This is a genomic window from Streptomyces sp. NPDC005141 (genome assembly GCF_053599975.1).
Genome location: NZ_JBSFYW010000007.1, coordinates 182,055 through 203,663, shown reverse-complemented (window position 1 = coordinate 203,663; position 21,609 = coordinate 182,055). Strand labels below are relative to the sequence as shown.

General features: G+C 71.0%; 23 protein-coding genes. 16 read left to right on the top strand and 7 right to left on the bottom strand.

Annotated features, from left to right (window positions below; all coding sequences use genetic code 11):
- Positions 1 to 2 precede the first annotated feature (2 nt).
- From ACWD68_RS08445 to ACWD68_RS08430, 4 genes are all read left to right on the top strand, one after another.
- Entirely contained in the window at positions 3 to 758 is a 756-nt protein-coding gene (locus ACWD68_RS08445) for an SDR family NAD(P)-dependent oxidoreductase (RefSeq protein WP_266765571.1), read from the top strand.
- Positions 755 to 1,828, top strand: a complete 1,074-nt coding sequence (locus ACWD68_RS08440; protein ID WP_451805691.1) for a threonine aldolase family protein — start codon at positions 755 to 757, stop codon at positions 1,826 to 1,828. Before ACWD68_RS08445 ends, ACWD68_RS08440 begins: the two co-directional genes overlap by 4 nt.
- A 101-nt stretch (positions 1,829 to 1,929) precedes the next feature.
- The gene (locus ACWD68_RS08435; protein WP_451805690.1) at positions 1,930 to 2,502 is read left to right on the top strand and encodes a transglutaminase domain-containing protein; all 573 of its coding nucleotides are present in this window, start codon (positions 1,930 to 1,932) and stop codon (positions 2,500 to 2,502) included.
- Positions 2,503 to 2,515: 13 nt separating this feature from the next.
- A complete protein-coding gene (locus ACWD68_RS08430; RefSeq protein ID WP_451805689.1) occupies positions 2,516 to 3,208 on the top strand; it encodes a B3/B4 domain-containing protein in 693 nt (230 codons plus the stop codon).
- Positions 3,209 to 3,241: 33 nt separating this feature from the next.
- Here the strand turns inward: ACWD68_RS08430 and ACWD68_RS08425 are convergent, their stop codons facing one another.
- Positions 3,242 to 3,970, bottom strand: coding sequence for a lysophospholipid acyltransferase family protein (locus ACWD68_RS08425; RefSeq protein WP_451805688.1), 729 nt, complete (start codon positions 3,968 to 3,970; stop codon positions 3,242 to 3,244).
- A 186-nt stretch (positions 3,971 to 4,156) separates the two neighbouring features.
- Positions 4,157 to 4,573, bottom strand: coding sequence for a DUF4395 domain-containing protein (locus ACWD68_RS08420; RefSeq protein ID WP_451805687.1), 417 nt, complete (start codon positions 4,571 to 4,573; stop codon positions 4,157 to 4,159).
- Positions 4,574 to 4,648: 75 nt separating this feature from the next.
- Here ACWD68_RS08420 and ACWD68_RS08415 point away from each other — a divergent pair, with 75 nt between their 5' ends.
- The 4 genes from ACWD68_RS08415 to ACWD68_RS08400 all read left to right on the top strand — a co-directional run bounded on the left by ACWD68_RS08415 (position 4,649) and on the right by ACWD68_RS08400 (position 7,877).
- Positions 4,649 to 5,062, top strand: coding sequence for a TlpA family protein disulfide reductase (locus ACWD68_RS08415; RefSeq protein WP_451805686.1), 414 nt, complete (start codon positions 4,649 to 4,651; stop codon positions 5,060 to 5,062).
- Positions 5,063 to 5,304: 242 nt separating this feature from the next.
- Complete coding sequence (locus tag ACWD68_RS08410) at positions 5,305 to 5,814, top strand: flavin reductase family protein (RefSeq protein WP_451805685.1); 510 nt, start codon at positions 5,305 to 5,307, stop codon at positions 5,812 to 5,814.
- Positions 5,815 to 6,032: 218 nt separating this feature from the next.
- Positions 6,033 to 6,818 carry an electron transfer flavoprotein subunit beta/FixA family protein gene (locus tag ACWD68_RS08405; protein WP_451805684.1) on the top strand — a complete coding sequence of 262 codons (786 nt, stop codon included), beginning with the start codon at positions 6,033 to 6,035 and terminating at the stop codon, positions 6,816 to 6,818.
- Between the two features lie 96 nt (positions 6,819 to 6,914).
- Entirely contained in the window at positions 6,915 to 7,877 is a 963-nt protein-coding gene (locus ACWD68_RS08400) for an electron transfer flavoprotein subunit alpha/FixB family protein (RefSeq protein ID WP_451805683.1), read from the top strand.
- Positions 7,878 to 7,950: 73 nt separating this feature from the next.
- On the opposite strand, the gene ACWD68_RS08395 is transcribed toward ACWD68_RS08400, so the two are convergent.
- Positions 7,951 to 8,844: an endonuclease/exonuclease/phosphatase family protein gene (locus ACWD68_RS08395; protein WP_451805682.1), complete on the bottom strand. Its 894-nt coding sequence runs from the start codon at positions 8,842 to 8,844 to the stop codon at positions 7,951 to 7,953.
- 218 nt (positions 8,845 to 9,062) lie between these two features.
- Here ACWD68_RS08395 and ACWD68_RS08390 point away from each other — a divergent pair, with 218 nt between their 5' ends.
- Positions 9,063 to 10,367: a DUF6986 family protein gene (locus tag ACWD68_RS08390; RefSeq protein ID WP_451805681.1), complete on the top strand. Its 1,305-nt coding sequence runs from the start codon at positions 9,063 to 9,065 to the stop codon at positions 10,365 to 10,367.
- A gap of 148 nt (positions 10,368 to 10,515) precedes the next feature.
- Here ACWD68_RS08390 and ACWD68_RS08385 read toward each other — a convergent pair whose 3' ends face one another.
- Positions 10,516 to 11,598 carry a LacI family DNA-binding transcriptional regulator gene (locus tag ACWD68_RS08385; protein WP_451805680.1) on the bottom strand — a complete coding sequence of 361 codons (1,083 nt, stop codon included), beginning with the start codon at positions 11,596 to 11,598 and terminating at the stop codon, positions 10,516 to 10,518.
- 238 nt (positions 11,599 to 11,836) lie between these two features.
- Between ACWD68_RS08385 and ACWD68_RS08380 the strand changes: the two genes are divergently transcribed.
- The 3 genes from ACWD68_RS08380 to ACWD68_RS08370 all read left to right on the top strand — a co-directional run bounded on the left by ACWD68_RS08380 (position 11,837) and on the right by ACWD68_RS08370 (position 14,513).
- Positions 11,837 to 12,790 (top strand): ROK family protein, encoded by a 954-nt coding sequence (locus ACWD68_RS08380; protein WP_451805715.1) that lies wholly within the window; start codon positions 11,837 to 11,839, stop codon positions 12,788 to 12,790.
- A 355-nt stretch (positions 12,791 to 13,145) separates the two neighbouring features.
- Positions 13,146 to 13,343, top strand: coding sequence for a hypothetical protein (locus tag ACWD68_RS08375; protein ID WP_451805679.1), 198 nt, complete (start codon positions 13,146 to 13,148; stop codon positions 13,341 to 13,343).
- A gap of 129 nt (positions 13,344 to 13,472) precedes the next feature.
- Positions 13,473 to 14,513, top strand: coding sequence for an NUDIX hydrolase (locus ACWD68_RS08370; RefSeq protein ID WP_451805714.1), 1,041 nt, complete (start codon positions 13,473 to 13,475; stop codon positions 14,511 to 14,513).
- 461 nt (positions 14,514 to 14,974) lie between these two features.
- On the opposite strand, the gene ACWD68_RS08365 is transcribed toward ACWD68_RS08370, so the two are convergent.
- Positions 14,975 to 16,330: a M20/M25/M40 family metallo-hydrolase gene (locus ACWD68_RS08365; RefSeq protein ID WP_451805678.1), complete on the bottom strand. Its 1,356-nt coding sequence runs from the start codon at positions 16,328 to 16,330 to the stop codon at positions 14,975 to 14,977.
- Positions 16,331 to 16,506: 176 nt separating this feature from the next.
- Here ACWD68_RS08365 and ACWD68_RS08360 point away from each other — a divergent pair, with 176 nt between their 5' ends.
- A complete protein-coding gene (locus ACWD68_RS08360; protein ID WP_451805677.1) occupies positions 16,507 to 17,787 on the top strand; it encodes a geranylgeranyl reductase family protein in 1,281 nt (426 codons plus the stop codon).
- Between the two features lie 103 nt (positions 17,788 to 17,890).
- Here ACWD68_RS08360 and ACWD68_RS08355 read toward each other — a convergent pair whose 3' ends face one another.
- Positions 17,891 to 18,340, bottom strand: a complete 450-nt coding sequence (locus ACWD68_RS08355; protein WP_451805676.1) for a nitroreductase family deazaflavin-dependent oxidoreductase — start codon at positions 18,338 to 18,340, stop codon at positions 17,891 to 17,893.
- 227 nt (positions 18,341 to 18,567) lie between these two features.
- Between ACWD68_RS08355 and ACWD68_RS08350 the strand changes: the two genes are divergently transcribed.
- The 3 genes from ACWD68_RS08350 to ACWD68_RS08340 all read left to right on the top strand — a co-directional run bounded on the left by ACWD68_RS08350 (position 18,568) and on the right by ACWD68_RS08340 (position 21,289).
- Positions 18,568 to 19,296 carry a TetR/AcrR family transcriptional regulator gene (locus ACWD68_RS08350; protein WP_451805675.1) on the top strand — a complete coding sequence of 243 codons (729 nt, stop codon included), beginning with the start codon at positions 18,568 to 18,570 and terminating at the stop codon, positions 19,294 to 19,296.
- A gap of 95 nt (positions 19,297 to 19,391) precedes the next feature.
- Positions 19,392 to 20,627, top strand: a complete 1,236-nt coding sequence (locus ACWD68_RS08345; protein ID WP_451805674.1) for a sensor histidine kinase — start codon at positions 19,392 to 19,394, stop codon at positions 20,625 to 20,627.
- Positions 20,624 to 21,289, top strand: coding sequence for a response regulator (locus ACWD68_RS08340; RefSeq protein ID WP_451805673.1), 666 nt, complete (start codon positions 20,624 to 20,626; stop codon positions 21,287 to 21,289). Before ACWD68_RS08345 ends, ACWD68_RS08340 begins: the two co-directional genes overlap by 4 nt.
- On the opposite strand, the gene ACWD68_RS08335 is transcribed toward ACWD68_RS08340, so the two are convergent.
- Entirely contained in the window at positions 21,250 to 21,582 is a 333-nt protein-coding gene (locus tag ACWD68_RS08335; protein ID WP_451805672.1) for a DUF6332 family protein, read from the bottom strand. The two genes, ACWD68_RS08340 and ACWD68_RS08335, sit on opposite strands and share 40 nt — an antisense overlap.
- Positions 21,583 to 21,609: the final 27 nt, after the last annotated feature.

Below are 21,609 nucleotides of genomic sequence, written 5' to 3'. Positions count from 1 at the left end.
CCATGGGGAACGGGGCTCTCAGCGGTGCGGTGATCGCGGTGGCCGGCGCGGGTGGACCCGCCGGCCGGGCGGCACTGCTCAGGCTCGCCGAGGCGGGCGCGACCGTCATCGGCGCGGACAACGACGCGGAGCGGCTGGCGGAAGCCGTGGACGCGGCCCGCTACGCGCACGGCGGCTCCACCGTCGTCGGCGACACCGTCGACCTGCTGGACCTCCAGTCGACCCGCGACTGGGCCGCGCGCATCCAGAAGGACTTCGGCCAGGTGGACGGCCTCGTCCACCTCGTCGGCGGCTGGCGCGGCAGCGAGACCTTCACCAAGACGGTTCTCGACGACTGGGACCTGCTGGAACTGCTGCTGATCCGCACGGTGCAGCACACCACGCTCGCCTTCCACGAGGCGCTGCAGAGCAGCGAACGCGGCCGGTACGTCCTGATCAGCGCGGCCGGCGCCAGCAACCCCACCGCGGGGAACGCCGCCTACTCCGCGGCCAAGGCCGCGGCCGAGGCGTGGACACTGGCCATGGCGGACTACTTCCGCAAGGCCGGGAACGCCGAGGGCGCGGAGGGCCCGACGTCCGCCGCTGCCATCCTGGTGGTGAAGGCGTTGGTGCACGACGCGATGCGCGCCGAGCGACCGAACGCGAAGTTCGCGGGCTTCACGGACGTCAAGGAACTGGCCGAGTCCATCGTCGACGTCTGGGACCGGCCCGCCGGTGAAGTGAACGGAAAGCGTCTGTGGCTGACCGAGAAGCCGTGAATCCTCCGAAGACCGACGCCCGGCGTCATCACGACCCAGCCGTCCGCGGCTTCGCCAGCGACAACTACGCGGGGACCCACCCCGAGGTGCTCGCCGCCCTGGCCCTGGCCAACGGCGGGCACCAGGTCGCGTACGGCGAGGACGCCTACACGGAGAACCTCCAGAGGATCATCCGCAGTCACTTCGGTGCCACCGCGGAGGCCTTCCCGGTCTTCAACGGCACCGGCGCGAACGTGGTCGCGCTCCAGGCGGTCACCGACCGCTGGGGCGCGGTGATCTGCGCGGAGAGCGCGCACATCAACGTCGACGAGGGCGGCGCTCCCGAGCGCATGGGAGGGCTCAAGCTGCTCACGGTGCCCACGCCCGACGGCAAGCTCACGCCCGACCTGATCGACCGGCAGGCGTTCGGCTGGGACGACGAGCACCGTGCGATGCCGCAGGTCGTCTCGATCACCCAGAGCACCGAACTGGGCACGCTCTACACACCCGGCGAGATCCGCGCGATCTGCGACCACGCCCACGCGCACGGCATGAAGGTGCATCTGGACGGGGCCCGGATATCCAACGCGGCCGCCTCCCTGGACGTCCCCATGCGGACTTTCACCGACGCGGTCGGCGTCGACATCCTGTCGCTGGGCGGCACCAAGAACGGCGCGCTGTTCGGCGAGGCGGTCGTCGTCCTCAACCAGGACGCCGTCAGCCACATGAAGCATCTGCGCAAGCTGTCGATGCAGCTCGCCTCCAAGATGCGCTTCGTCTCGGTGCAGCTGGAGGCGCTGCTCGCCAAGGACCTGTGGCTGCGCAACGCCCGGCACGCCAACGAGATGGCACAGCGGCTGGCCGAGGGCGTACGCGCCGTGCACGGAGTGGAGATCCTCCACCCGGTCCAGGCCAACGCGGTCTTCGCCCGGCTGCCGCACGATGTGAGCGAGCGGCTGCAGAAGCGCTACCGCTTCTACTTCTGGGACGAGCCTGCCGGCGACGTCCGCTGGATGTGCTCCTTCGACACGACCGAGGACGACGTCGACGGGTTCGTGGCCGCGCTCAAGGAGGAGATGGCCCAGCAGTAGGGGCCCTCCGGACACGCGCGCAACGCGCAGAGATGCATAGGTATGCGGTCATCTGAAAAGTCATTGACTCTCGGGTGATCGCATTCCTATGCTCTACGGGCATGGAGCTGATCCAGGAAACCAGTGACCTGTCCGCGTATTTGGCCGCCGACGAGGTGGTCGACCATCATCATCCGCTGGTCCGCGAGACGGCCGCACGGCTCGCGGAGGGAGCCGTCGACTCGTATGCCTATGCACGCTCGGCGTTCGAGTTCGTGCGCGACACCATCCCGCACTCGCGCGACTCCGGTGATCTGCGGGTCACCTGGCGCGCCTCCGACGTGCTGGAGCGGCGCACCGGCATCTGTTACGCCAAGGCCCACGCGCTGGCCGCGCTCCTGCGGGCCGAGGACATCCCCACCGCGTTCTGCTACCAGAAGTTCGACGAGGTGCACGGGCTCGTCGCCGTACGCTTCCGCGGTGCCTGGCACCGGCAGGACCCCCGTGGCAACAAGCCCGGCGTGGACGCCCAGTTCTCCCTCGACGGTGAGCGGCTGGCCTTCGCACCCGACCTCAAGTCCAATGAGTTGGACTACCCGGTGTTGTACGCTGAACCTCACCCGGCCGTGCTCAGCGTCCTGAAGGCCGCCCCTGACCGGTTGTCCCTGTGGCGGACGCTCCCCACCGCACTCTGAGGCGAGGCAGACGATGACGCTCACACTCACCGTGTCCGACGAGGTGCGCACCCTCGCGCCCGGATTCACCCATGTCGCCGTCGAGGCGGACGGGCTGGTCAACGGACCCAGCACGGAGGGGACTTCGGCCCTCCTGGACGACGCCGCCCGGCGGCTGGCCGGACGGCTGGCCGGGCGGGCTCCGCACGAGGACCCGCACATGGCGGCCTGGCGCGAGATCTACACGGCGTTCGGCTCCAAGCCGTCACGCACCCGCAACTCCGCGGAGGCGCTGGCCAAGCGGGCGCTCTCGGAGGCGGGTCTGCCGCGGATCAACGTCCTCGTGGACGTCTACAACGCGATCAGTGTGGCCCACCTGATCCCGGTCGGCGGCGAGGACACCGATCACATCCGGGGTGCGATGCGCCTGGTGCGCGCCACGGGCGACGAGGACTTCGTGACCGTCGCCGGCGGTGAAGAGGTCGTCGAACACCCCGACGCGGGCGAAGTGGTGTGGCGCGACGACACCGGCGTCACCTGCCGCCGCTGGAACTGGCGCCAGGGACCGCGCACCCGGCTCACGGAGGAATCCACCGCGGCGGTCTTCCTGCTGGAGAGCCTGGCCCCGATGCCGGTCGCCGACGTCGAGGCAGCGGGCGCCGAACTCGCCGAGCTGCTCCAGAAGTTCAGTCCCGGGGCGCGGATCACCGTCCACGCCCCGGAATGACGACTGGGCGCGCGAGGCGCCGTAGGCGAGGGATCAGCGCGCCTCGGCGGCGCGCACCTGTTCGGGGGTCGGCGCGGTGCCGCCGAGGTGGGCGGGCATCCACCAGGTGTCGTCCTGCCCCTTGGGGCGAACGGGATAGGCGCGCTGCGCCGCCTCGAGCAACTCCTGGACACGCTCGCGCAGACGTCGCGTGATGGCCCCCGCGTACTGGTCCTGCGGGGCCTCCACCGGCTCGCCGACCCGGATCGTGATCGGCGTGTGGCTGCGCTTGAAGTTCTTCGGGTGGCCCTTGGTCCACAGCCGCTGCGTGCCCCACAGGGCCATGGGGATCAGCGGGACGCCGGCCTCCTGGGCCATGCGCGCCGCACCCGACTTGAAGCTCTTCAGCGTGAAGGACTGCGAGATGGTCGCCTCGGGGAAGACGCCGACGATCTCACCGGAACGCAGCGAGTCCAGCGCGTGCTGGTAGGCGGTCTCGCCCTGCTGGCGGTCCACGGGGATGTGCTTCATGCCCCGCATCAACGGACCGGAGATCTTGTGCCGGAAGACCGACTCCTTCGCCATGAAACGCACCAGGCGCTTCTGCGGAAGGGCCGCCAGGCCGTCGAAGATGAAGTCCAGATAACTGATGTGGTTACTGACCAGCACGGCGCCGCCCGAGCGCGGAATGTTCTCCGACCCCTTGCAGTCGATCTTGAGGTCCCACGCCTTGAAGAGCGTCTGGGCGAGGCCGACGACGGGACGGTAGACAAGCTCTGCCATGGACGGGGTGGACCCTTCTCTCTGCCTGGGAAGGGGTCTCCCGGCGGGAAAGTTACGCAGCCGTAGGTTTACGGCATTGCGCAGATCGTGCCCGAAGAACGGACGGGGGGCCAGTCCTGGTGCCGGAGAACGGCGAGATCCTCGTCACGTCGCCCCCTTGATCCACCTCGGAGTTTTAACCCGCCTTTACTCAGCGCGTACTGTCACGCGACGCACGAACAGGTACATCTCACACCCGAGGCAGTACCCGAACACCGCATTGAGAAACGCCGCCGCGAGGGCGCACCCGGTTGCCACGGACCCCAGCCACTGCGGGCCCGCGGTCCAGCCGATCAGCGCCACCACCGCGAAGGCGAGCCCGACCGCCTGCGCGAACTGCGGCGGCTGCGGCGGCTCGAGCTCCGTCGGCGGCCCGAGCCGCGGCCGTACGGCCTTCTTGTACAGCCAGCCATAGGGCGACCGCGCCACCCCGCCCGCTGCGCCCAGCGCGAACGCCAGCGTCTGCCACGCCAGCAGCCAGACGCTCCCGGTGATCAACGTCACCGCCAGTACGACCGTCGTCACGGCCGCACCGAACCGCGGCCCTCTCGCATCGATGTCCATGAATCAAGCATTCCGCATGGGAAGCCATGCGTGGACCCGGGAATCTTTGCGGTCTCATGAATGCTTGTGCATGTGATGAACGGACTTGTGGTGTGCGTGGTGGTGCTCGCGGCGGCGAGCCTCTTCGGGGTGCTGCACCGGTGGCGGAGCGGGAGGGTGAGAGTGCGCGGACGCGATGGCGGAAAGCGGCTCGGCGCGGCGGAACTCGGGGAGGGGCTCGGTGAACGGGCCACGCTCGTGCAGTTCTCCAGCGCCTTCTGCGCCCCCTGCCGGGCGACCCGGCGGGTGCTCGGCGAGGTGGCCGGCATGGTCCCCGGCGTGTCCCACGTGGAGATCGACGCCGAGGACCGCCTGGACCTCGTACGCGAACTGGGCATCCTCAAGACACCCACGGTGCTCGTGCTCGACGCGGACGGACGGATCGTACGGCGGGCCACGGGGCAGCCGCGCAAGGCGGATGTCGTGGCCGCGCTCGGAGAGGCCGTGTGACCTGTGGCGATCATGGTGAGGCATCTCCCATATGCCAGTACGCCCTTGACTGCGCCCGTCACCTCTCGTCAGCCTGACCGTATGTTCCCGGAACTCCTTCTCCCCGAGCTCGTCCACGTGGACCAGGCCCGCACCACGAGTGCGCGCTGTCCGGGCTGTTGAGCAGCCAAGGACCACTCCCCGTACTCGGCTCCGCCCGTGACGGGGGACGCCCACGTCGGCCCTCGCAGAAGGACATCTCCATGACGGCCACGCCCCGCCTCGGCACTCCTCGGCCCGCCTCCCCGGATCTGCTGCGCTCCGTGTTCCGGCGGCACGCCGCCGGTGTCGCCGTGATCACCGCCTCCGGCGCCCGGGGTCCCGTCGGGTTCACCGCCACCTCGCTCACCTCGGTCTCGGCCGAGCCCCCGGTCGTCTCGTTCGGTATCGGCACCGGTGCCTCCAGCTGGCCCGCGATATCCGAGGCCGACCATGTCGGCGTCCATGTGCTCGGCGAACACCAGCGGGAGCTGGCCGCCACCTTCGCCCGCAGCGGCGCCGACCGGTTCGGCTCACCCACCCGTTGGAGCAATGGGCCCGAGGGAGTTCCCGTACTCGACGACGTCCTCGCCTGGCTGGTGTGCCGCGTCGTGGCGCGGGTACCGGCGGGAGATCACCGCATCGTCCTCGCGGAGGTCGTGCAGGGTGATCCGACGGGTGCGGGCCGCCCGCTCCTCTATCACCAGGGGCGTTTCAGCGGCCTGCGCGACTGAAGTCGCAGGCCGGGCTACTCGCCGGTTCTACTCGCCGGTTACACAGCGTTGCGAAGGTCACATTCCAAAGCGCTTGCTTAGTGGGCGTCCAGTGGGTGTACTGACGAGTAATATTTCGTTCGGAGCGCGGGCCGCCCCGACCGGGATCGGCCGCTTCAGGCGCCTATGCTGCCTGAAAGAAGGCAGCCCAGAAATGACGATGCAGTAGGAGAGCCGGCGTGAGCTTGAGGATCGTTGTCACTGTGAAGTACGTGCCCGACGCCACTGGCGACCGGCACTTCGCCGATGACCTGACCGTCGACCGTGACGACGTGGACGGTCTGCTGTCCGAACTCGACGAGTACGCCGTCGAGCAGGCGCTGCAGATCGCCGATGAAGCGGACGACGCCGAGATCACCGTGCTGACCGTCGGGCCCGAGGACGCCAAGGACGCGCTGCGCAAGGCGCTGTCCATGGGCGCCGACAAGGCCATCCACGTCGAGGACGACGACCTGCACGGCACCGACGCCATCGGCACCTCCCTGGTGCTGGCCAAGGCGATCGAGAAGGCCGGCTACGACCTGGTCATCTCCGGCATGGCCTCCACGGACGGCACCGCGGGCATCGTCCCGGCGCTGCTGGCCGAGCGCCTCGGTGTCCCGCAGGTCACCCTGCTCTCCGAGGTCTCCGTCGAGGACGGCGTGGTCAAGGGCCGTCGTGACGGCGACACCGCCTCCGAGCAGCTCGAGGCCTCCCTCCCCGCGGTCGTGTCGGTGACCGACCAGTCGGGCGAGGCGCGTTACCCGTCCTTCAAGGGCATCATGGCCGCCAAGAAGAAGCCGGTGGAGTCCTGGGACCTGGAGGACCTGGAGATCGAGGCGGACGAGGTCGGTCTCGAGGGTGCCTGGACCAAGGTCGACTCCGCCGCTCAGCGTCCGGCGCGCACCGCAGGCACGATCGTCAAGGACGAGGGCGAGGGCGGCAAGCAGCTCGCCGAGTTCCTCGCGGGCCAGAAGTTCATCTAGTCGCCGAGGGTCCGGGCTCGCCCCCGGACCGTTGCAGCGGCCAAGGCCCACCCCGCTTACCGCCCCTCAGACTTCGCAATCCGCAGGAGCATTCCCATGGCTGAAGTTCTCGTCTATGTCGACCACGTGGACGGTGCCGTCCGCAAGCCCACCCTTGAACTGCTGACGCTGGCCCGCCGCATCGGCGAGCCCGTCGCCGTCGCCCTCGGCTCCGGTGCCGAGAACACCGCCGCCGCGCTCGCCGAGCACGGCGCGGTGAAGGTCCTCACGCACGACGCGGCCGAGTACGCCGACTACCTCGTCGTGCCGAAGGTGGACGCGCTCCAGGCCGCGTACGACGCCGTCTCGCCGGCCGCCGTGCTCGTCCCGTCCTCCCCCGAGGGCAAGGAGATCGCGGCCCGCCTCGCGGTCCGCATCGGCTCGGGCATCATCACCGACGCCACCGACCTGGAGGCCGGTGACGAGGGTCCGGTGGCCACGCAGTCCGCGTTCGCCGCCTCCTTCACCACCAAGTCCCGCATCTCCAAGGGCACCCCGGTCATCACGGTCAAGCCGAACTCGGCCGCCGTGGAGGCCGCCCCGGCCGCCGGCGCCGTCGAGGCCCTCGCGGTCTCGTTCTCCGAGAAGGCCACCGGCACCAAGGTCACCGCCCGCACGCCGCGTGAGTCGACCGGCCGCCCCGAGCTGACCGAGGCCGCGATCGTCGTCTCCGGCGGCCGTGGCGTCAACGGTGCCGAGAACTTCTCGATCATCGAGGGTCTCGCCGACTCGCTCGGTGCCGCCGTGGGTGCCTCGCGTGCCGCGGTCGACGCCGGCTGGTACCCGCACACCAACCAGGTCGGCCAGACCGGTAAGTCCGTCTCGCCGCAGCTCTACATCGCCTCCGGCATCTCCGGCGCCATCCAGCACCGCGCCGGTATGCAGACGTCGAAGACGATCGTGGCGATCAACAAGGACTCCGAGGCGCCGATCTTCGACCTGGTCGACTACGGCGTGGTCGGCGACCTCTTCGAGGTCGTCCCGCAGCTCACCGAGGAGATCAAGACCCGCAAGGGCTGATCGCTCAGTGCCGTACGAGGCCCCCGTGACCGCGCACCGGTCACGGGGGCCTTCGTTCGTCCCGGGCCCGGGTTCATCCCAGGGTCAGTGAGGCCTGCACGGGCAGATGGTCGCTCGGGAACTGGCCGTTCCGCGAGAAGGTGCTGATCGACGCCCGGTGCGTGGTGACGCCCGGCGTGGCGAGGATCCAGTCGATGCGTTCGCCGTCCGGCGTCAGCGGTCGGTAGCCGTGGAAGGTCGCGTAGAGCCTGCTCCGCGCGGCCGCCGTGTCCCAGGTGTCGGCGAGTCCGGCACCCAGCAGGATGTCGTAGGCCGCGTTCCCGTGCGCCGCCGCGTTGAAGTCGCCGGTCACCAGACACGGCAGGGACGCGTCGAACTCCGCGATCCTCTCGGCGATGAGTGAGGCGCCCCGCGTACGCGCGTACTGCCTCGCGTGGTCCAGGTGCGTGTTGAGGACGTGGAACTCCCGCCCGCCGTCCCGCAGATCGCGGAAACGCACCCAGGTGGCGATGCGGGGAAGCGTATTGCCCCAGGTCTTCGAGCCGATCTTTCCGGGCGTGTCGGAGAGCCAGAAGGTGTCGTGTCCGACCGGAGCCAGGCGGCGCGTGTCGTAGAAGATCGCGACGGACTCGTCGCGGCTGCCGCCCTCACGTCCGGTGCCGATCCACTCGTAGTGCGGTGCGAGATCCGACTCGATGTCGAGCAGTTGCTGGTAAAGGCCCTCCTGGGTCGCGAGGACGTGCGGCGTCTCGCCGCGCAGCAGCTCGCGCATCACCGGACGGCGCACCGCCCAGCTGTTGGGCTCGGCGGTGCTCGCGTAACGCAGGTTGAAGGTCATGACGTCCAGGCGGGGGCGGGCGCGCCAAGTGGCGGAGGCCAGCGCCGTGGTGAGCAGGGGCATGGCGAGCGCGGCGGCCACCACGGCGCCGAGCCCCACGCGTCGGGTCACTCTGCTGGAAACGGGCACGCGTGCTCCTTCTGTCGCGAGTCAGGATGGGGGTGGGCATCACCGGAGGGGAAGAAGGCGCCGAGACGGACTGCCCGGAGCGACCGAGTCGGGAGTGGCCGCGGTGGGGCGGCGGAGTGTCACGCGGTGCGAGAGGGTGTTGACCCGCAGGAAGCTCGCCGGATAACTTCATTCAACGGATTGTTGATTCCGCACTGCGGAAAACGGGAGGGTACGGGATGGGCCAGGGTCAGCAGGAGAAGGTGGCGACGAGCCTCGCGGGCGCCGTCAGTGAAGCGATCAGCGCCTCTCTCGCCCCCGTCGACGCCGAACTGGAGCGCCTCTATCCAGGAGACCCCGGCACCCGGCAGCCCGTCCACACCGTGTACGTCCCCGGAGACGCCTTCGCCGCCGACACCATCCGCACCTGGGGCGACCGCGCCCTCGCCGCCCTCGACGAACACGCCCCGGACGCCGCGTCCTTCGCCGCGGTCCTCGGTCTCACCGACGAACTCGCCGGGCCCGTGTACGACCGCGTCCGCGCCAAACTGGAGCGCGAACCCGTCGAGGACCTGCGCGTCGACTTCGAGGACGGCTACGGCCCGCGCCCGGACGCCGAGGAGGACGCGACGGCGGCCCGCGCGGCCCGGCTGATCGCCGAGGCGTACCGGAACGGCACCGCGGCCCCGTACATGGGCATCCGCATGAAGTGCATGGAGGCACCGGTGCGCGACCGGGGCATCCGCACCCTCGACATCTTCCTGACGGGCCTGATGGAGGCGGGCGGCCTGCCCGAGGGGCTCGTCCTCACCCTGCCCAAGGTGACCTACGCGGAACAGGTCACCGCGATGGTCCGGCTCCTGGAGGAGTTCGAGAAGGCTCGGGGCCTGGAGTCCGGCCGGATCGGCTTCGAGATCCAGATCGAGACCAGCCAGTCCATCCTCGCCGCCGACGGGACGGCCACGGTCGCCCGCATGATCCAGGCCGCCGAGGGCCGCGCCACCGGTCTGCACTACGGCACCTTCGACTACAGCGCCTGCCTCGGCGTCTCCGCGGCCCACCAGTCGAGCGACCACCCGGCCGCCGACCACGCCAAGGCGATCATGCAGGTCGCGGCCGCCGGCACCGGCGTACGCCTCTCGGACGGCTCCACCAACGTCCTGCCCGTAGGCCCCACCGAGAAGGTGCACGCCGCCTGGCGCCTGCACTACGGCCTCACCCGCCGCGCCCTGGCCCGCGCCTACTACCAGGGCTGGGACATGCACCCCGGCCACATCCCGACCCGCTACGCGGCCGTCTTCGCCTTCTACCGCGAGGGTTTCGAACAGGCCGCCGCCCGCCTCGCCCGCTACGCCGGCCACGCGTCAGGCGACGTGATGGACGAGCCCGCCACCGCCAAGGCCCTCAGCGGATACCTCCTGCGCGGCCTGGACTGCGGCGCCCTGGACATCCCCGAGGTGGCCCGAGCGACAGGACTGACCCGCAGAGACCTGGAGAACTTCGCCGGGCCGCGGCGGGGGGATCTGACGGTTTCGGGGCATTGACATCGCCCGGGCCCAAGGCCCGGGATTCCCGCCTGTTCCCGCACGGGGCTGCGGACGGGCCGGGTGCCGGGACACGGCTCCGCGGATGCGTGCGCGGAGCCGCAGAAGGGCATCGCCCAGAGCGCTCGGGGGTCGATGCGGCACCGGATCAGGGCGCCGGCGGCAGTTCCCCCGATCCCCGGGTGATCAGCCGGGTCGGGAGTTCGATGCGCTCCGGAGCGATGAGGTTGCCGTCGAGCTGGCGGAAGAGGCGTTCGGCGGCGGTGCGGCCGAGGGCGGCGGCGTCCTGGGCGACGACGGTGACGCCGGGCTCCAGGAGGTCGGCGAGCTCGATGTCGTCGAAGCCCACGAGGGCGACGGGGCGGCCGCGTTCGGCGATGACTCGCACGACGGTGACGGTGACACGGTTGTTGCCCGCGAAGACGGCGGTGACGGGCGAGGAGCCGGAGAGCATGTCCTCCGCCGCCTTGCGCACCCGCTGCGGATCGGTGACGCCGAGGGACATCCAGTCGTCCTCGACCGGTATGCCGACGTCCTCCATCGCGGCCCGGTAGCCGCGCAGCCGCTCGGCGGCGGTGTGGATGCGCGGCATGTCGCCGATGAAGCCGATCCGGCGGTGGCCGTGGGCGATGAGGTGGGCGACGCCGTCGCGGGCGCCGCCGAAGCTGTCCGACAGGACGACGTCGGCGTCGATCCTCCCGGCCGGGCGGTCCACGAAGACCGTGGCCACGCCCGCCTTGATCTCCGGCTCCAGGTAACGGTGGTCGTCGCCGGCCGGGATCACCACCAGCCCGTCCACGCGGCGCGCGCAGAGCGCGAGAACCAGTTCCTGCTCGCGGTCCGGGTCCTCCGCGCTGGAACCGTTGATCAGCAGGGCGCCGTGGGCACGGGCCACCTCCTCGACCGCGCGGCTCAGCGGGCCGTAGAAGGGGTCGGCGAGGTCCTCCAGGACCAGCCCGATGCTCGCGGTGCGGCCCTTGCGGAGCACCCGGGCACTGTCGTTGCGGCGGAAGCCCAGCGCCTCGATGGCCTCCTGGACGCGCCGCTCGGTGTCCGGGGTGACCCCCGGCTCACTGTTGACCACGCGGGAGACCGTCTTCAGGCCGACTCCCGCACGCGCCGCTACGTCCTTCATGGTCGGACGGTTTCCGTAGCGGTTATCGGATCGGCGGGCGGTCTCGGCCACGATGTGCTGTCCTGTCCTGTCGTCCACGGGGATGCGTAGGTCCATGGGGTTGTATGAGGATGTGGCGTCGAGCATAGAGCCTGGACAACGTTGTCAGATGCGGGAGACACTGTCCACCGCAATCTCCGGCCTGCGCCTTCCCCAGGGCGCACGGTCCCCGTCGTCCGCCGATGCCCTCCGCGCGGCGCGCGACAGGGCCCGATCCTGCCCGGTTCCCGGCCGGGGACCCCGGGTCCGCGGCGCGGCGGGCTCGTTTCGACATCCCATGGGAGACCTGACTCTGATGCACACCGACCTCGTGGCCGCGCTCGACATCGGCGGCACCAAGATCGCCGGAGCGCTGGTGGACGGCCACGGCCGGATTCTTCTGCGCGCGCAGCGCGCGACGCCCGCGCGGGAGGACGGCGACACCGTGATGCGCGCCGTCGAGGACGTGATCGGCGAGCTGGCGGTCTCCCCGCTGTGGAGCAGGGCAGGCGCCCTCGGTATCGGCAGCGCGGGCCCGGTGGACGCCTCCGCCGGTACGGTGAGCCCGGTGAACGTGCCCGGCTGGCGCGGCTACCCGCTCGTCGAGCGGGCCGCCGAGGCCGCGGGCGGACTGCCCGTCGAGCTGATCGGCGACGGCGTGGCCATCACGGCGGCGGAGCACTGGCAGGGCGCCGCCCGCGGCCACGACAACGCGCTCTGCATGGTGGTGTCCACCGGTGTGGGCGGCGGACTCGTCCTGAACGGACAACTGCACGCCGGCCCCACCGGCAACGCAGGCCACATCGGACACATCAGCGTCGACCTGGACGGCGATCTCTGCCCCTGCGGCTCCCGAGGCTGCGTCGAGCGCATCGCCAGCGGCCCGAACATCGCCCGACGCGCGCTGGACAACGGCTGGCAGCCCGGCCCCGACGGCGACACCTCGGCCGCGGCGGTCGCCAAGGCGGCCCGCGGGGGCGACCCGGTCGCCGTGGCCTCCTTCGAGCGGGCCGCGCAGGCCCTCGCGGCGGGCATCGCGGCGACCGCGACCCTGGTGGAGATCGACATCGCCGTCATCGGCGGGGGAGTGGGCAAGGCGGGCGAGGTGCTCTTCACGCCGCTGCGCAGGGCCCTGGCCGACTACGCGACGCTGTCCTTCGTCCAGCGGCTGACCGTGGCGCCCGCGCTGATGGGCACGGACGCCGGTCTGGTCGGTGCGGCCTCCGCCGCCCTCACCCGGAAGGCCCACGCGCCCGCCGCCCGCGTCTGACCCCGGTGGTCGCGCGGGTGGCACCGCGCCGTGGCGGCTCCCGGGGCGCCGTGGTGGACGCGCCCGCCAGGCCGCGTGTCCTGCGGTGCGGGGTGGCCAACGGTGCGGGCTTGTCAACGGTGCGGGGTGGCCACCGGCGCGGGGTTGCCCACCGTACGGTCCGTGCCGACGGTGCGTCCGTGCCGGTCATGCCAGGTCTGCCCGCCGTGTTGGTGTGCCCACCGCCGGGTCTGCCCGCCGTGTTGGTGTGCCCACCGCCGGGTCTGCCCGGCAGGCCCGGCGTCTCGCGCGCCAGGCCGGATGAAGGTGCCTGATCCACCCGTGACTCCGTCCGGCCTTCGTAGTTGAACCGGGCATGAAGAAGCGCAGCATGCTCGCCATCGCCTCCCTCGCCACCGGGTTCGTCGTCGCGGCGATCACCCCGTCCCATGCCCTGGGCACGGACGCCCTGAGCGATCTGAACGTCAACGACACGCTCAGCACCGTCGATCACATGCCCAGCAGCGACAGCCTGGCGGTGGACGACGGCGCCCTCGGCGGTCAGGAGAGCTGAAGGACCCGCACGCGGCGCCGGTGTCCCCGTCCGGGGCACCGGCTCCGCGCTGTCGGCGCCCTCATCAGCGGCTTGTTTCCGTGGCAGGGTGGAGCGGGCAAGCCTCAGGGGGCCAACAGAAGAGGGGGAATCGTGATCGTCTGGATCAACGGTGCGTTCGGTGCGGGGAAGACCACCACCGCACGGGAACTGATCGAGCTGATCCCGAACAGCACGCTCTTCGACCCCGAGGTCGTCGGGGGCACACTCACGCACCTGCTCCCGCCCAAACATCTCGCCGAGGTCGGTGACTTCCAGGACCTGCCGATCTGGCGCAGGCTCGTGGTCGACACCGCGGCCGCCATGCTCGCCGAGCTCGGTGGCGTGCTCGTTGTCCCGATGACCCTGTTGCGCCAGGAGTACCGCGACGAGATCTTCGGCGGGCTCGCCGCGCGCCGGATCCCCGTCCGCCATGTGCTTCTCGCCCCGGCGGAAACGATCCTGCGGGAGCGAATAGCCGGGCGCGAGGTGCCCCAGGACCTGCCCGACGGCGAGATGCGGGTGCGTCCGAGGTCCTACGACCACATCGAGCCCTACCGTGCCGCGCTCGCCTGGCTCACCGCCGACGCCCACCCCGTGGACACCAGCGCGCTCACCCCGTACGACACCGCCCTGCGCATCGCCGAGGCCGTACGCACCGGGGAGGCACCCGTGTGCGCCATCGTGCAGACCCCCGAACCCACCGCCGAGACGGTCGCCGCGGGGGTGCTCCTCTTCGACGAGAACGACCGTGTCCTGCTCGTCGACCCGACGTACAAGGCCGGCTGGGAGTTCCCCGGCGGGGTCGTCGAGGCCGGCGAGGCCCCCGCCCGCGCCGGGATGCGCGAGGTCACGGAGGAGACCGGCATCACCCTCGACGAGGTGCCCACGCTCCTCGTCGTCGACTGGGAGTCGCCCGCACCTCCTGGCTACGGCGGTCTGCGGCTCCTGTTCGACGGCGGACGCCTCGACGAGCAGGCCGTCCGGGGACTTCTGCTGCCCGGACCGGAGCTGCGTGGCTGGCGCTTCGTCACCGAACACGAGGCGGCCGACCTCCTGCCGCCCGTGCGCTACGAACGGCTCCGCTGGGCCCTGCGGGCCCGCGAGCGCGGCGCGGCGCTGTACCTGGAGGCCGGGGTGCCGCTCGGCTGACCCCGCGACCTTCGACGCAGGCATCCTTCACCAGCCCTGGCACGCGCGACGGGTGCGTACGGACCACGGGTCGCACCCGCGCGGGGCGTGGGTGCGACCCACCGGTCGGCCTGCGGAACCACGGGTTGACCCGCGCGACGGTGTTCTACCGACCTGCCGGTTGGCCCGCACGTCCGGCCAGTTCGCCTGCAACCGGTGTGTACGGATCACCGGTTGCCGCGGACCATCTGCGGGCAGGGCAGGGCAGGGCAGGGCAGGGCACGGCACGGCACCCACCGTCACCCGTGTGCAGCGGCGCGAGGGACGGGTGCCAGGGGTGCCCGGGGTGCCCCAGGCGTCCCGGGCGCTGGGGGTCTCCGGTGTCCCGGCGGGCGTCTCCCGAGGGACCTCCGCCGCGTTCGGGCACCGAACAGCCCAGGGGCCCACGTCCGACGACGTGGGCCTGCCGTGCTGAGGACGGATCAGCTCGCCGCGTAGGTCCGCAGGAACAGCGCCTCCGCGACCGACAGCCGCTCCAGCTCGTCCGGGGAAACGCTCTCGTTCACCGCGTGGATCTGCGCCTCCGGCTCGCTCAGGCCGATGAGCAGGATCTCCGACTGCGGGTACAGCGAGGCCAGCGTGTTGCACAGCGGGATCGAGCCGCCCATGCCCGCCGACTGCATCTCCTGGCCCGGGTAGGCGACCGCCATGGCCTCGGCCATCGACGCGTACGCGGGGCTGGACGTGTCGGCGCGGAACGCCTGGCCCTGACCGATCTGCTCGGTGCTCACCCGCGCGCCCCACGGCGTGTGCGCCTCGATGTGCGCCTGCAGCAGCTTCGTCGCCTGGCCCGCGTCGACGCCCGGCGGCACCCGCAGGCTGACCAGCGCACGGGCACCGGCCTGCACCGACGGCGTCGCGCCGACGACCGGCGGGCAGTCGATGCCGAGCACGGTGACGGCCGGACGGGCCCAGACGCGGTCGGCGACGGTGCCGGAGCCGATGAGCTCCACTCCGTCGAGCACCTTGGCGTCCTCACGGAACGCCTGCTCCTCGTACTGGAGGCCGTCCCACGCGGAGTCGCCCGCGAGACCGTCGACGGTCGTCGAACCGTCCTCGTCCCGCAGCGAGTCCAGTACGCGGATCAGCGCCGCCAGCGCGTCGGGCGCCGCCCCGCCGAACTGTCCCGAGTGCAGGTTCCCTTCGAGGGTGTCCACCTGCACCCGTACGAGGGTCATGCCGCGCAGGGTCGCGGTGACCGTCGGCAGTCCCGCACGGAAGTTGCCCGCGTCGCCGATGACGATGGCGTCTGCGGTCAGCAGCTCAGGGTGCTCCTCGGCGTACCGCTCCAGACCGCCGGTGCCCTGCTCCTCCGAACCCTCGACGATCACCTTGACGTGCACCGGAACGCCGCCGTTCGCCTTCAGGGCGCGCAGGGCCAGCAGATGCATGACGACGCCGCCCTTGCAGTCGGCGCTGCCCCGCCCGTACCAGCGGCCGTCGCGCTCCACCAGCTCGAACGGCGGTGTCGCCCAGGACGCTTCGTCCAGCGGCGGCTGCACGTCGTAGTGCGCGTACAGCAGGACCGTCTTCGCGCCCTCGGGTCCCGGCAGGAAGCCGTACACCGACTGCGTGCCGTCCGGGGTGTCGAGCAGGGCGACGTCCTGGAAGCCCTCGGAGCGCAGCGCGTCGGCGATCCAGTTCGCGGCGCCCTCGCTCTCGCTCCTGGGATATTGGTCGAAGTCCGCCACCGACTTGAAGGCCACCAGCTCGGTGAGCTCCGCCTTCGCCCGGGGCATGAGCGAGGCGACGGTCTCGGCGACCGGATTCGACGACATGGGCACGCTCCTCGTAGGTGCGACGTTGTACTTCTGTGTACAGATGATCGGGTGATGCGTACTGGTGTGCAGTGCGCATACGCTGCCGATCCTCCCACAGCGGCCTGCGGCGATGCCCGCCGTAGGATGCGGGAGACAGGTGCGGCAGACGGCTGGACTGGGAGCAGTAGACCAACGTGAGCAGCGAGAACTCTTCGGCGGACGACGGGCGACGTACGGCGGACGACGGGCAGCAGGTGTGGGACGTCGTGGTCGTCGGCGCGGGGCCGGCGGGCGCTTCGGCCGCCTATGCGGCAGCGGTCGCGGGACGCAGCGTCCTGCTGCTGGAGAAAGCCGAACTGCCCCGCTACAAAACATGCGGGGGCGGCATCATCGGCCCCTCGCGCGATGCCCTGCCACCGGGCTTCGAACTGCCCTTCAGGGACCGGGTGCACGCGGTCACCTTCTCGATGGACGGCAAGTTCGCCCGCACCCGGCGGTCCCGGCACATGCTGTTCGGGCTGATCAACCGGCCTGAGTTCGACCAGCAGCTCGTCGAGTTCGCGCAGAAGGCGGGCGCCGAGCTGCGTACGGGTGCCACGGTCTCGCGTGTCGAGCAGCACGGGTCGGCGGTGCCGGACCGGCGCACCGTCGCCGTCGTCCTGCAGGGCGGTGAGACGGTTCTGGCGCGGGCGGTGGTCGGCGCCGACGGCAGCGCCAGCCGGATAGGAGCGCACGTCGGGGTGAAGCTCGACCAGGTCGATCTCGGTCTGGAGGCCGAGATCCCGGTGCCGGCGACGGTCGCCGAGGACTGGCAGGGGCGCGTCCTGATCGACTGGGGCCCCATGCCCGGCAGTTACGGATGGGTCTTCCCGAAGGGGGACACGCTCACCGTCGGTGTGATCTCCGCGCGCGGTGAAGGTGCCGCCACCAAGCGGTACTTGGAGGACTTCACCGCCCGGCTCGGTCTCGCCGGCTTCGAACCGTCCATCTCCTCCGGCCACTTGACGCGCTGCCGCGCCGACGACTCGCCGCTGTCACGCGGCCGGGTGCTCGTCTGCGGCGATGCGGCGGGACTGCTCGAACCCTGGACCCGGGAGGGCATCTCGTTCGCGTTGCGCTCCGGGCGGCTGGCGGGCGAGTGGGCGGTCCGGATCTCCGAGGCGCACGACGCGGTGGACGCCCGCCGGCAGGCCCTGAACTACGCCTTCGCGATCAAGGCGGGGCTCGGCGTCGAGATGAGCGTCGGCAAGCGCCTGCTCGCGGCCTTCGAGCGTCGCCCCGGCATGTTCCATGCGGGACTCACCGGCTTGCGTCCGGTGTGGAAGGCCTTCACGGGAATCACCCGCGGCTCCACCACACTCGGCGAGATCATCCGGTCCCACCCGATGGTCGGACGCGCCCTGACCGCGATCGACCGCGGGCCGCAGGCTGCGGAGGCCGAGCAGGGCGAGAAGGCCGAGCAGGGCGAGAAGTAGGGGAGGTGGCCGCCGTCGACCGCACTCGATCGTCGGCCACACTCGATCGTCGGGCGCTTCGGCCGTCGACGGCTGGGGGAGGCGGCTGCTGCTGCGGTTGCCGTCAGCTCGTGACCCTGATCCGGAAGACCGGGTGGTCGGGAGCGATGCGCCGCAGTTCCTCGTCGGACGAGTCGGGGCCGACGCCACCGAAGAACACCCCGACCTCGGCCTTCCAGCGCTTGAGGTAGGCGCGCAGCAGCGAGACCTTGTCGTCGTCGGCGACCTCGACGGCGGTGAAGGTGTCGACCTTCTTGCCGAGGCGCAGCTCGCCGCCGCCGGCCGCCCGCATGTTGTGTGTCCACTGGACATGTCCGCGAGGGGCCACCAGGTACTGCTCGCCGTCCAGGATGAGCAGATTGACCGGCGTCGTACGCCACTGGCCGCTCTTGCGGCCCCGGACGGCCAGGACACGCGAGCCCCAGACGCTGATGCCGCGCCTGGTCATCCAGGCCACTGCGCGGTTGAAGACGTTGACGGTGAACCAGCCCGGCTTCTGGACGTGTGTGGACACGGTGACCTCTCGAGATCTGTGATGAGAGCGCCGATCTCTTTTGTGAGCACCGCTCTCGCTTGAGGAGAGTCTGCATCAGATCGGTGATCCAATGCAAGAGCGCTGCTCTCGTTTTTGTGCGCCGATCTCCTTAAGGAGCGCCGATCGCATAGTGGAGCACTGATCCATTTTCGGATCACCGCTCACTTTTGTGTGCACCGCTCTGGAAACGTGGAACACTGCTGCTCATGACTACCGCGCGAGGGGCACGTGCCCGAGCCAGGATCGAGGTCACCGCCGCCATCAAGGAAGAGGCGCGCAGACAGCTCGCCGAGGAGGGCGCCGCCAAGCTCTCGCTGCGGGCCGTGGCCCGCGAGCTCGGGATGGTCTCGTCCGCCCTCTACAGGTACTTTCCCAGCAGGGACGACTTGTTGACCGCGCTCATCATCGACGCCTACGACTCCCTCGGTGAGGCGGCCGAGTCGGCCCACGCCGGAGTGGCCGCCGCCGGCCCCCGGGAGCGCTGGATCACCGTGTGCGTGGCGGCGCGACGCTGGGCGCTGGGGCATCCGCACGAGTACGCGCTCATCTACGGTTCCCCCGTCCCCGGGTACACGGCGCCGCAGGAGACCGTTCCGGCCGCCTCCCGGGTCGGCCTGCTCCTGATCGGCATCGTCCGGGACGCGTATCGGGGCAAGGGGGTGGCCCGCACACCACTGCCCGCCGAGCTGAAGGCGGAGGCGCAGCGGATCTCCGCCGATCTCGCGCCCGATCTGCCGCCCGAGGTGATCGTGGCGCTGGTCGCCGCGTGGGCACAGCTCTACGGGTTGATCGGGTTCGAGCTGTTCGGCCAGTTCAACCGGGTCGTGGAGGACCGTGAACCGTTCTTCCGGCATGCCGTGGGCCGGCTCGCGCACGATGTGGGGCTCGTCCATCCGGAGACGGGCGCGACCGCCGGCGGGCGGCCTTCGTCGTAGTCCCGGCTCGCCGACGCCGTACTCCACGGGGAGTACGGGTGATCACCTCGCCCGGCGGACGCCCCCGCCGTGTCCGTCCGTCTAGCGTGACGGTCATGGAAGAGCAGCACACGCCCGCGGGCCCGACGGGGGGCGGTCCGCCGCGGCGGTGGCACGGGCCGCCCGGGTGGAACCGCTGGAACGACGAGGAGCGCCCCGCGCGCCGGCCGTGGCGTTCCACGCTGCTGCTGACCGCCTTCGTGCTCATCGGCTCCAACTTCGCGGCCCACGCCCAGCACGGCGACCGGCTCGCCCTGGACTTCTTCGCCAGGGCACTCCTCGTGGTGGGCTCCGGTCTGCTGTTCTGGCGGCAGCGGTACCCCGTGTTCGTCGTGTTCGGCACCGCCACCGTCGCCTTGGTCTATGTGGCCGCGGGATACCCGTACGGTCCGGTCTTCCTTCCCGTCGCAGTCGGCTGCTTCAGCGCCGTGGTCGCCGGACATCGCCGCGCCGCCTGGACGGCGGTCGGCCTCCTGTGGGCAGGCCATCTCGTGGTGGCCCACTGGCTGTACCGCGGGCTGCCCCCGACGGGCGACGGCCCCCCTTCCTGGATGCAGGAGATCGGCATCGCCACCTGGGTCGTGGCGGTGCTGGCGCTGTCGGAGCTGGTCCGCGTACGCCGTGAGCAGTGGGCCCGCGACCGTGCGGAGCGCGCGCAGGCCGCCCGGAGGCGCGCGGACGAGGAGCGGCTGCGGATCGCCCGAGAACTGCACGACGTGCTGGCGCACAGCATCTCGGTGATCAATGTCCAGGCGGGTGTCGGCCTGGCGCTGCTGGACTCCGATCCCGAGCAGGCGCGTACGGCGCTCACCACCATCAAGGCGGCCAGCAAGGAGGCGCTGGGCGAGGTCCGCCAGGTGCTCGACACGCTGCGCGCGCCGGGTGAGGTGCCGCGCGCCCCCGCGCCCGGACTCGACCGGCTCCCCGAACTGGTCGAGCAGGCGGCGGGTGCCGGCCTGACGGTCGAGATCGAGGGCGAGGTGCCGACGCCGGCACCCGGCACGGATCTCGCCGCGTTCCGCATCATCCAGGAGGCGCTCACCAATGTCGTACGGCATTCGGGCTCGCGCCGCGCACGCGTGCGGCTCGATCACGCGGAGGGCGCGCTGCGACTGCGGATCGACGACGACGGGCCGGCCACCGGCGCGGACGCGGGCGGCAGCGGCAACGGGCTCGCGGGTATGCGGGAGCGGGCGGCCGCACTGGGTGGCACGATCGAGGCGGGTCCGCGCGACGACGGAGGGTTCCGGGTGCTGGCCGTACTGCCGTGGAACGTCAAGGAGGACCGGTGATCCGCGTACTGCTCGCCGACGACCAGTCACTGGTCAGGGCAGGCTTCAAGGCGCTGCTCGACGCGCAGCCGGACATCGAGGTGGCCGGTGAGGCCGCCGACGGTGAGGACGCGGTGCGCATCGTCCGTGAACTGCGCCCCGACGTCGTCCTGATGGACATCCGGATGCCCCTCCTGGACGGTCTCGCCGCCACGCGCCGCGTCACCGGCGATCCGGACCTGAAGGACGTCAAGGTGATCATCCTCACCACCTTCGAGCTCGACGAGTACGTATTCGAGGCCATCCGTTCCGGTGCTTCCGGCTTTCTGGTCAAGGACACGGAGCCCGAGGAACTGCTGCGGGCGGTACGGGCGGTGGTCGAGGGCGACGCCCTGCTCTCGCCCGGGGTGACGCGTCGGCTGATCTCCGAGTTCGCGGCCCGTTCCAAGGAACCCGAGTCCGCCGCGTCCCTCGCCGAACTCACCGAGCGGGAAAGGGAGGTGATGGCCCTGGTCGGTATCGGCCTCTCGAACGACGAGATCGCCCGGCGCCTGGTCGTCAGCCCGCTCACGGCCAAGACCCATGTCAGCCGGACGATGGTGAAGCTCGGGGCGCGCGACCGGGCCCAACTGGTCGTGCTGGCCTATGAGTCGGGGTTGGTGAGACCGGGCTGGCTGGGCTGAGGCTCCGCATGGTTGTGGAAGCGGAACAGTACGGTGGCCACCCGTAGAGCGAAGAGGACGGCGGCCAGGCCGGCCCCCGCGGTGACGAGTGCCCGTTCCGCGCCGTGCGACAGGTCCAGGAAGAGGGCGGGCCCGCTGACGGCCCCGAAGGCGACCGCCGCGACGAACACCGCGCTGGCCAGGGCGTATCCGATCTCGACGGTGGCCGCGTCCCGCTGTGCCTGAGTGCGCCGAGCGCGCGTCCCTTCCGCGCGAGCGCTGTAACTGGTCCTGCTCTCCCCGTTGCTGCTCATGCGCCGAGTCAACAGGCTTGTGCCCGG

Excerpts from the sequence above, each read along its gene's own strand:
- ACWD68_RS08435 (WP_451805690.1), top strand. The coding sequence starts at position 1,930 with ATGGAGCTGATCCAGGAAACCAGTGACCTGTCCGCGTATTTGGCCGCC.
- ACWD68_RS08335 (WP_451805672.1), bottom strand. The coding sequence starts at position 21,582 with ATGAGCAGCAACGGGGAGAGCAGGACCAGTTACAGCGCTCGCGCGGAA.
- ACWD68_RS08375 (WP_451805679.1), top strand. The coding sequence starts at position 13,146 with ATGAAGAAGCGCAGCATGCTCGCCATCGCCTCCCTCGCCACCGGGTTC.
- ACWD68_RS08410 (WP_451805685.1), top strand. The coding sequence starts at position 5,305 with ATGACGGCCACGCCCCGCCTCGGCACTCCTCGGCCCGCCTCCCCGGAT.
- ACWD68_RS08390 (WP_451805681.1), top strand. The coding sequence starts at position 9,063 with ATGGGCCAGGGTCAGCAGGAGAAGGTGGCGACGAGCCTCGCGGGCGCC.
- ACWD68_RS08445 (WP_266765571.1), top strand. The coding sequence starts at position 3 with ATGGGGAACGGGGCTCTCAGCGGTGCGGTGATCGCGGTGGCCGGCGCG.
- ACWD68_RS08420 (WP_451805687.1), bottom strand. The coding sequence starts at position 4,573 with ATGGACATCGATGCGAGAGGGCCGCGGTTCGGTGCGGCCGTGACGACG.
- ACWD68_RS08385 (WP_451805680.1), bottom strand. The coding sequence starts at position 11,598 with ATGGACCTACGCATCCCCGTGGACGACAGGACAGGACAGCACATCGTG.
- ACWD68_RS08425 (WP_451805688.1), bottom strand. The coding sequence starts at position 3,970 with ATGGCAGAGCTTGTCTACCGTCCCGTCGTCGGCCTCGCCCAGACGCTC.
- ACWD68_RS08365 (WP_451805678.1), bottom strand. The coding sequence starts at position 16,330 with ATGTCGTCGAATCCGGTCGCCGAGACCGTCGCCTCGCTCATGCCCCGG.
- ACWD68_RS08350 (WP_451805675.1), top strand. The coding sequence starts at position 18,568 with ATGACTACCGCGCGAGGGGCACGTGCCCGAGCCAGGATCGAGGTCACC.
- ACWD68_RS08380 (WP_451805715.1), top strand. The coding sequence starts at position 11,837 with ATGCACACCGACCTCGTGGCCGCGCTCGACATCGGCGGCACCAAGATC.
- ACWD68_RS08345 (WP_451805674.1), top strand. The coding sequence starts at position 19,392 with ATGGAAGAGCAGCACACGCCCGCGGGCCCGACGGGGGGCGGTCCGCCG.
- ACWD68_RS08400 (WP_451805683.1), top strand. The coding sequence starts at position 6,915 with ATGGCTGAAGTTCTCGTCTATGTCGACCACGTGGACGGTGCCGTCCGC.
- ACWD68_RS08430 (WP_451805689.1), top strand. The coding sequence starts at position 2,516 with ATGACGCTCACACTCACCGTGTCCGACGAGGTGCGCACCCTCGCGCCC.
- ACWD68_RS08415 (WP_451805686.1), top strand. The coding sequence starts at position 4,649 with ATGAACGGACTTGTGGTGTGCGTGGTGGTGCTCGCGGCGGCGAGCCTC.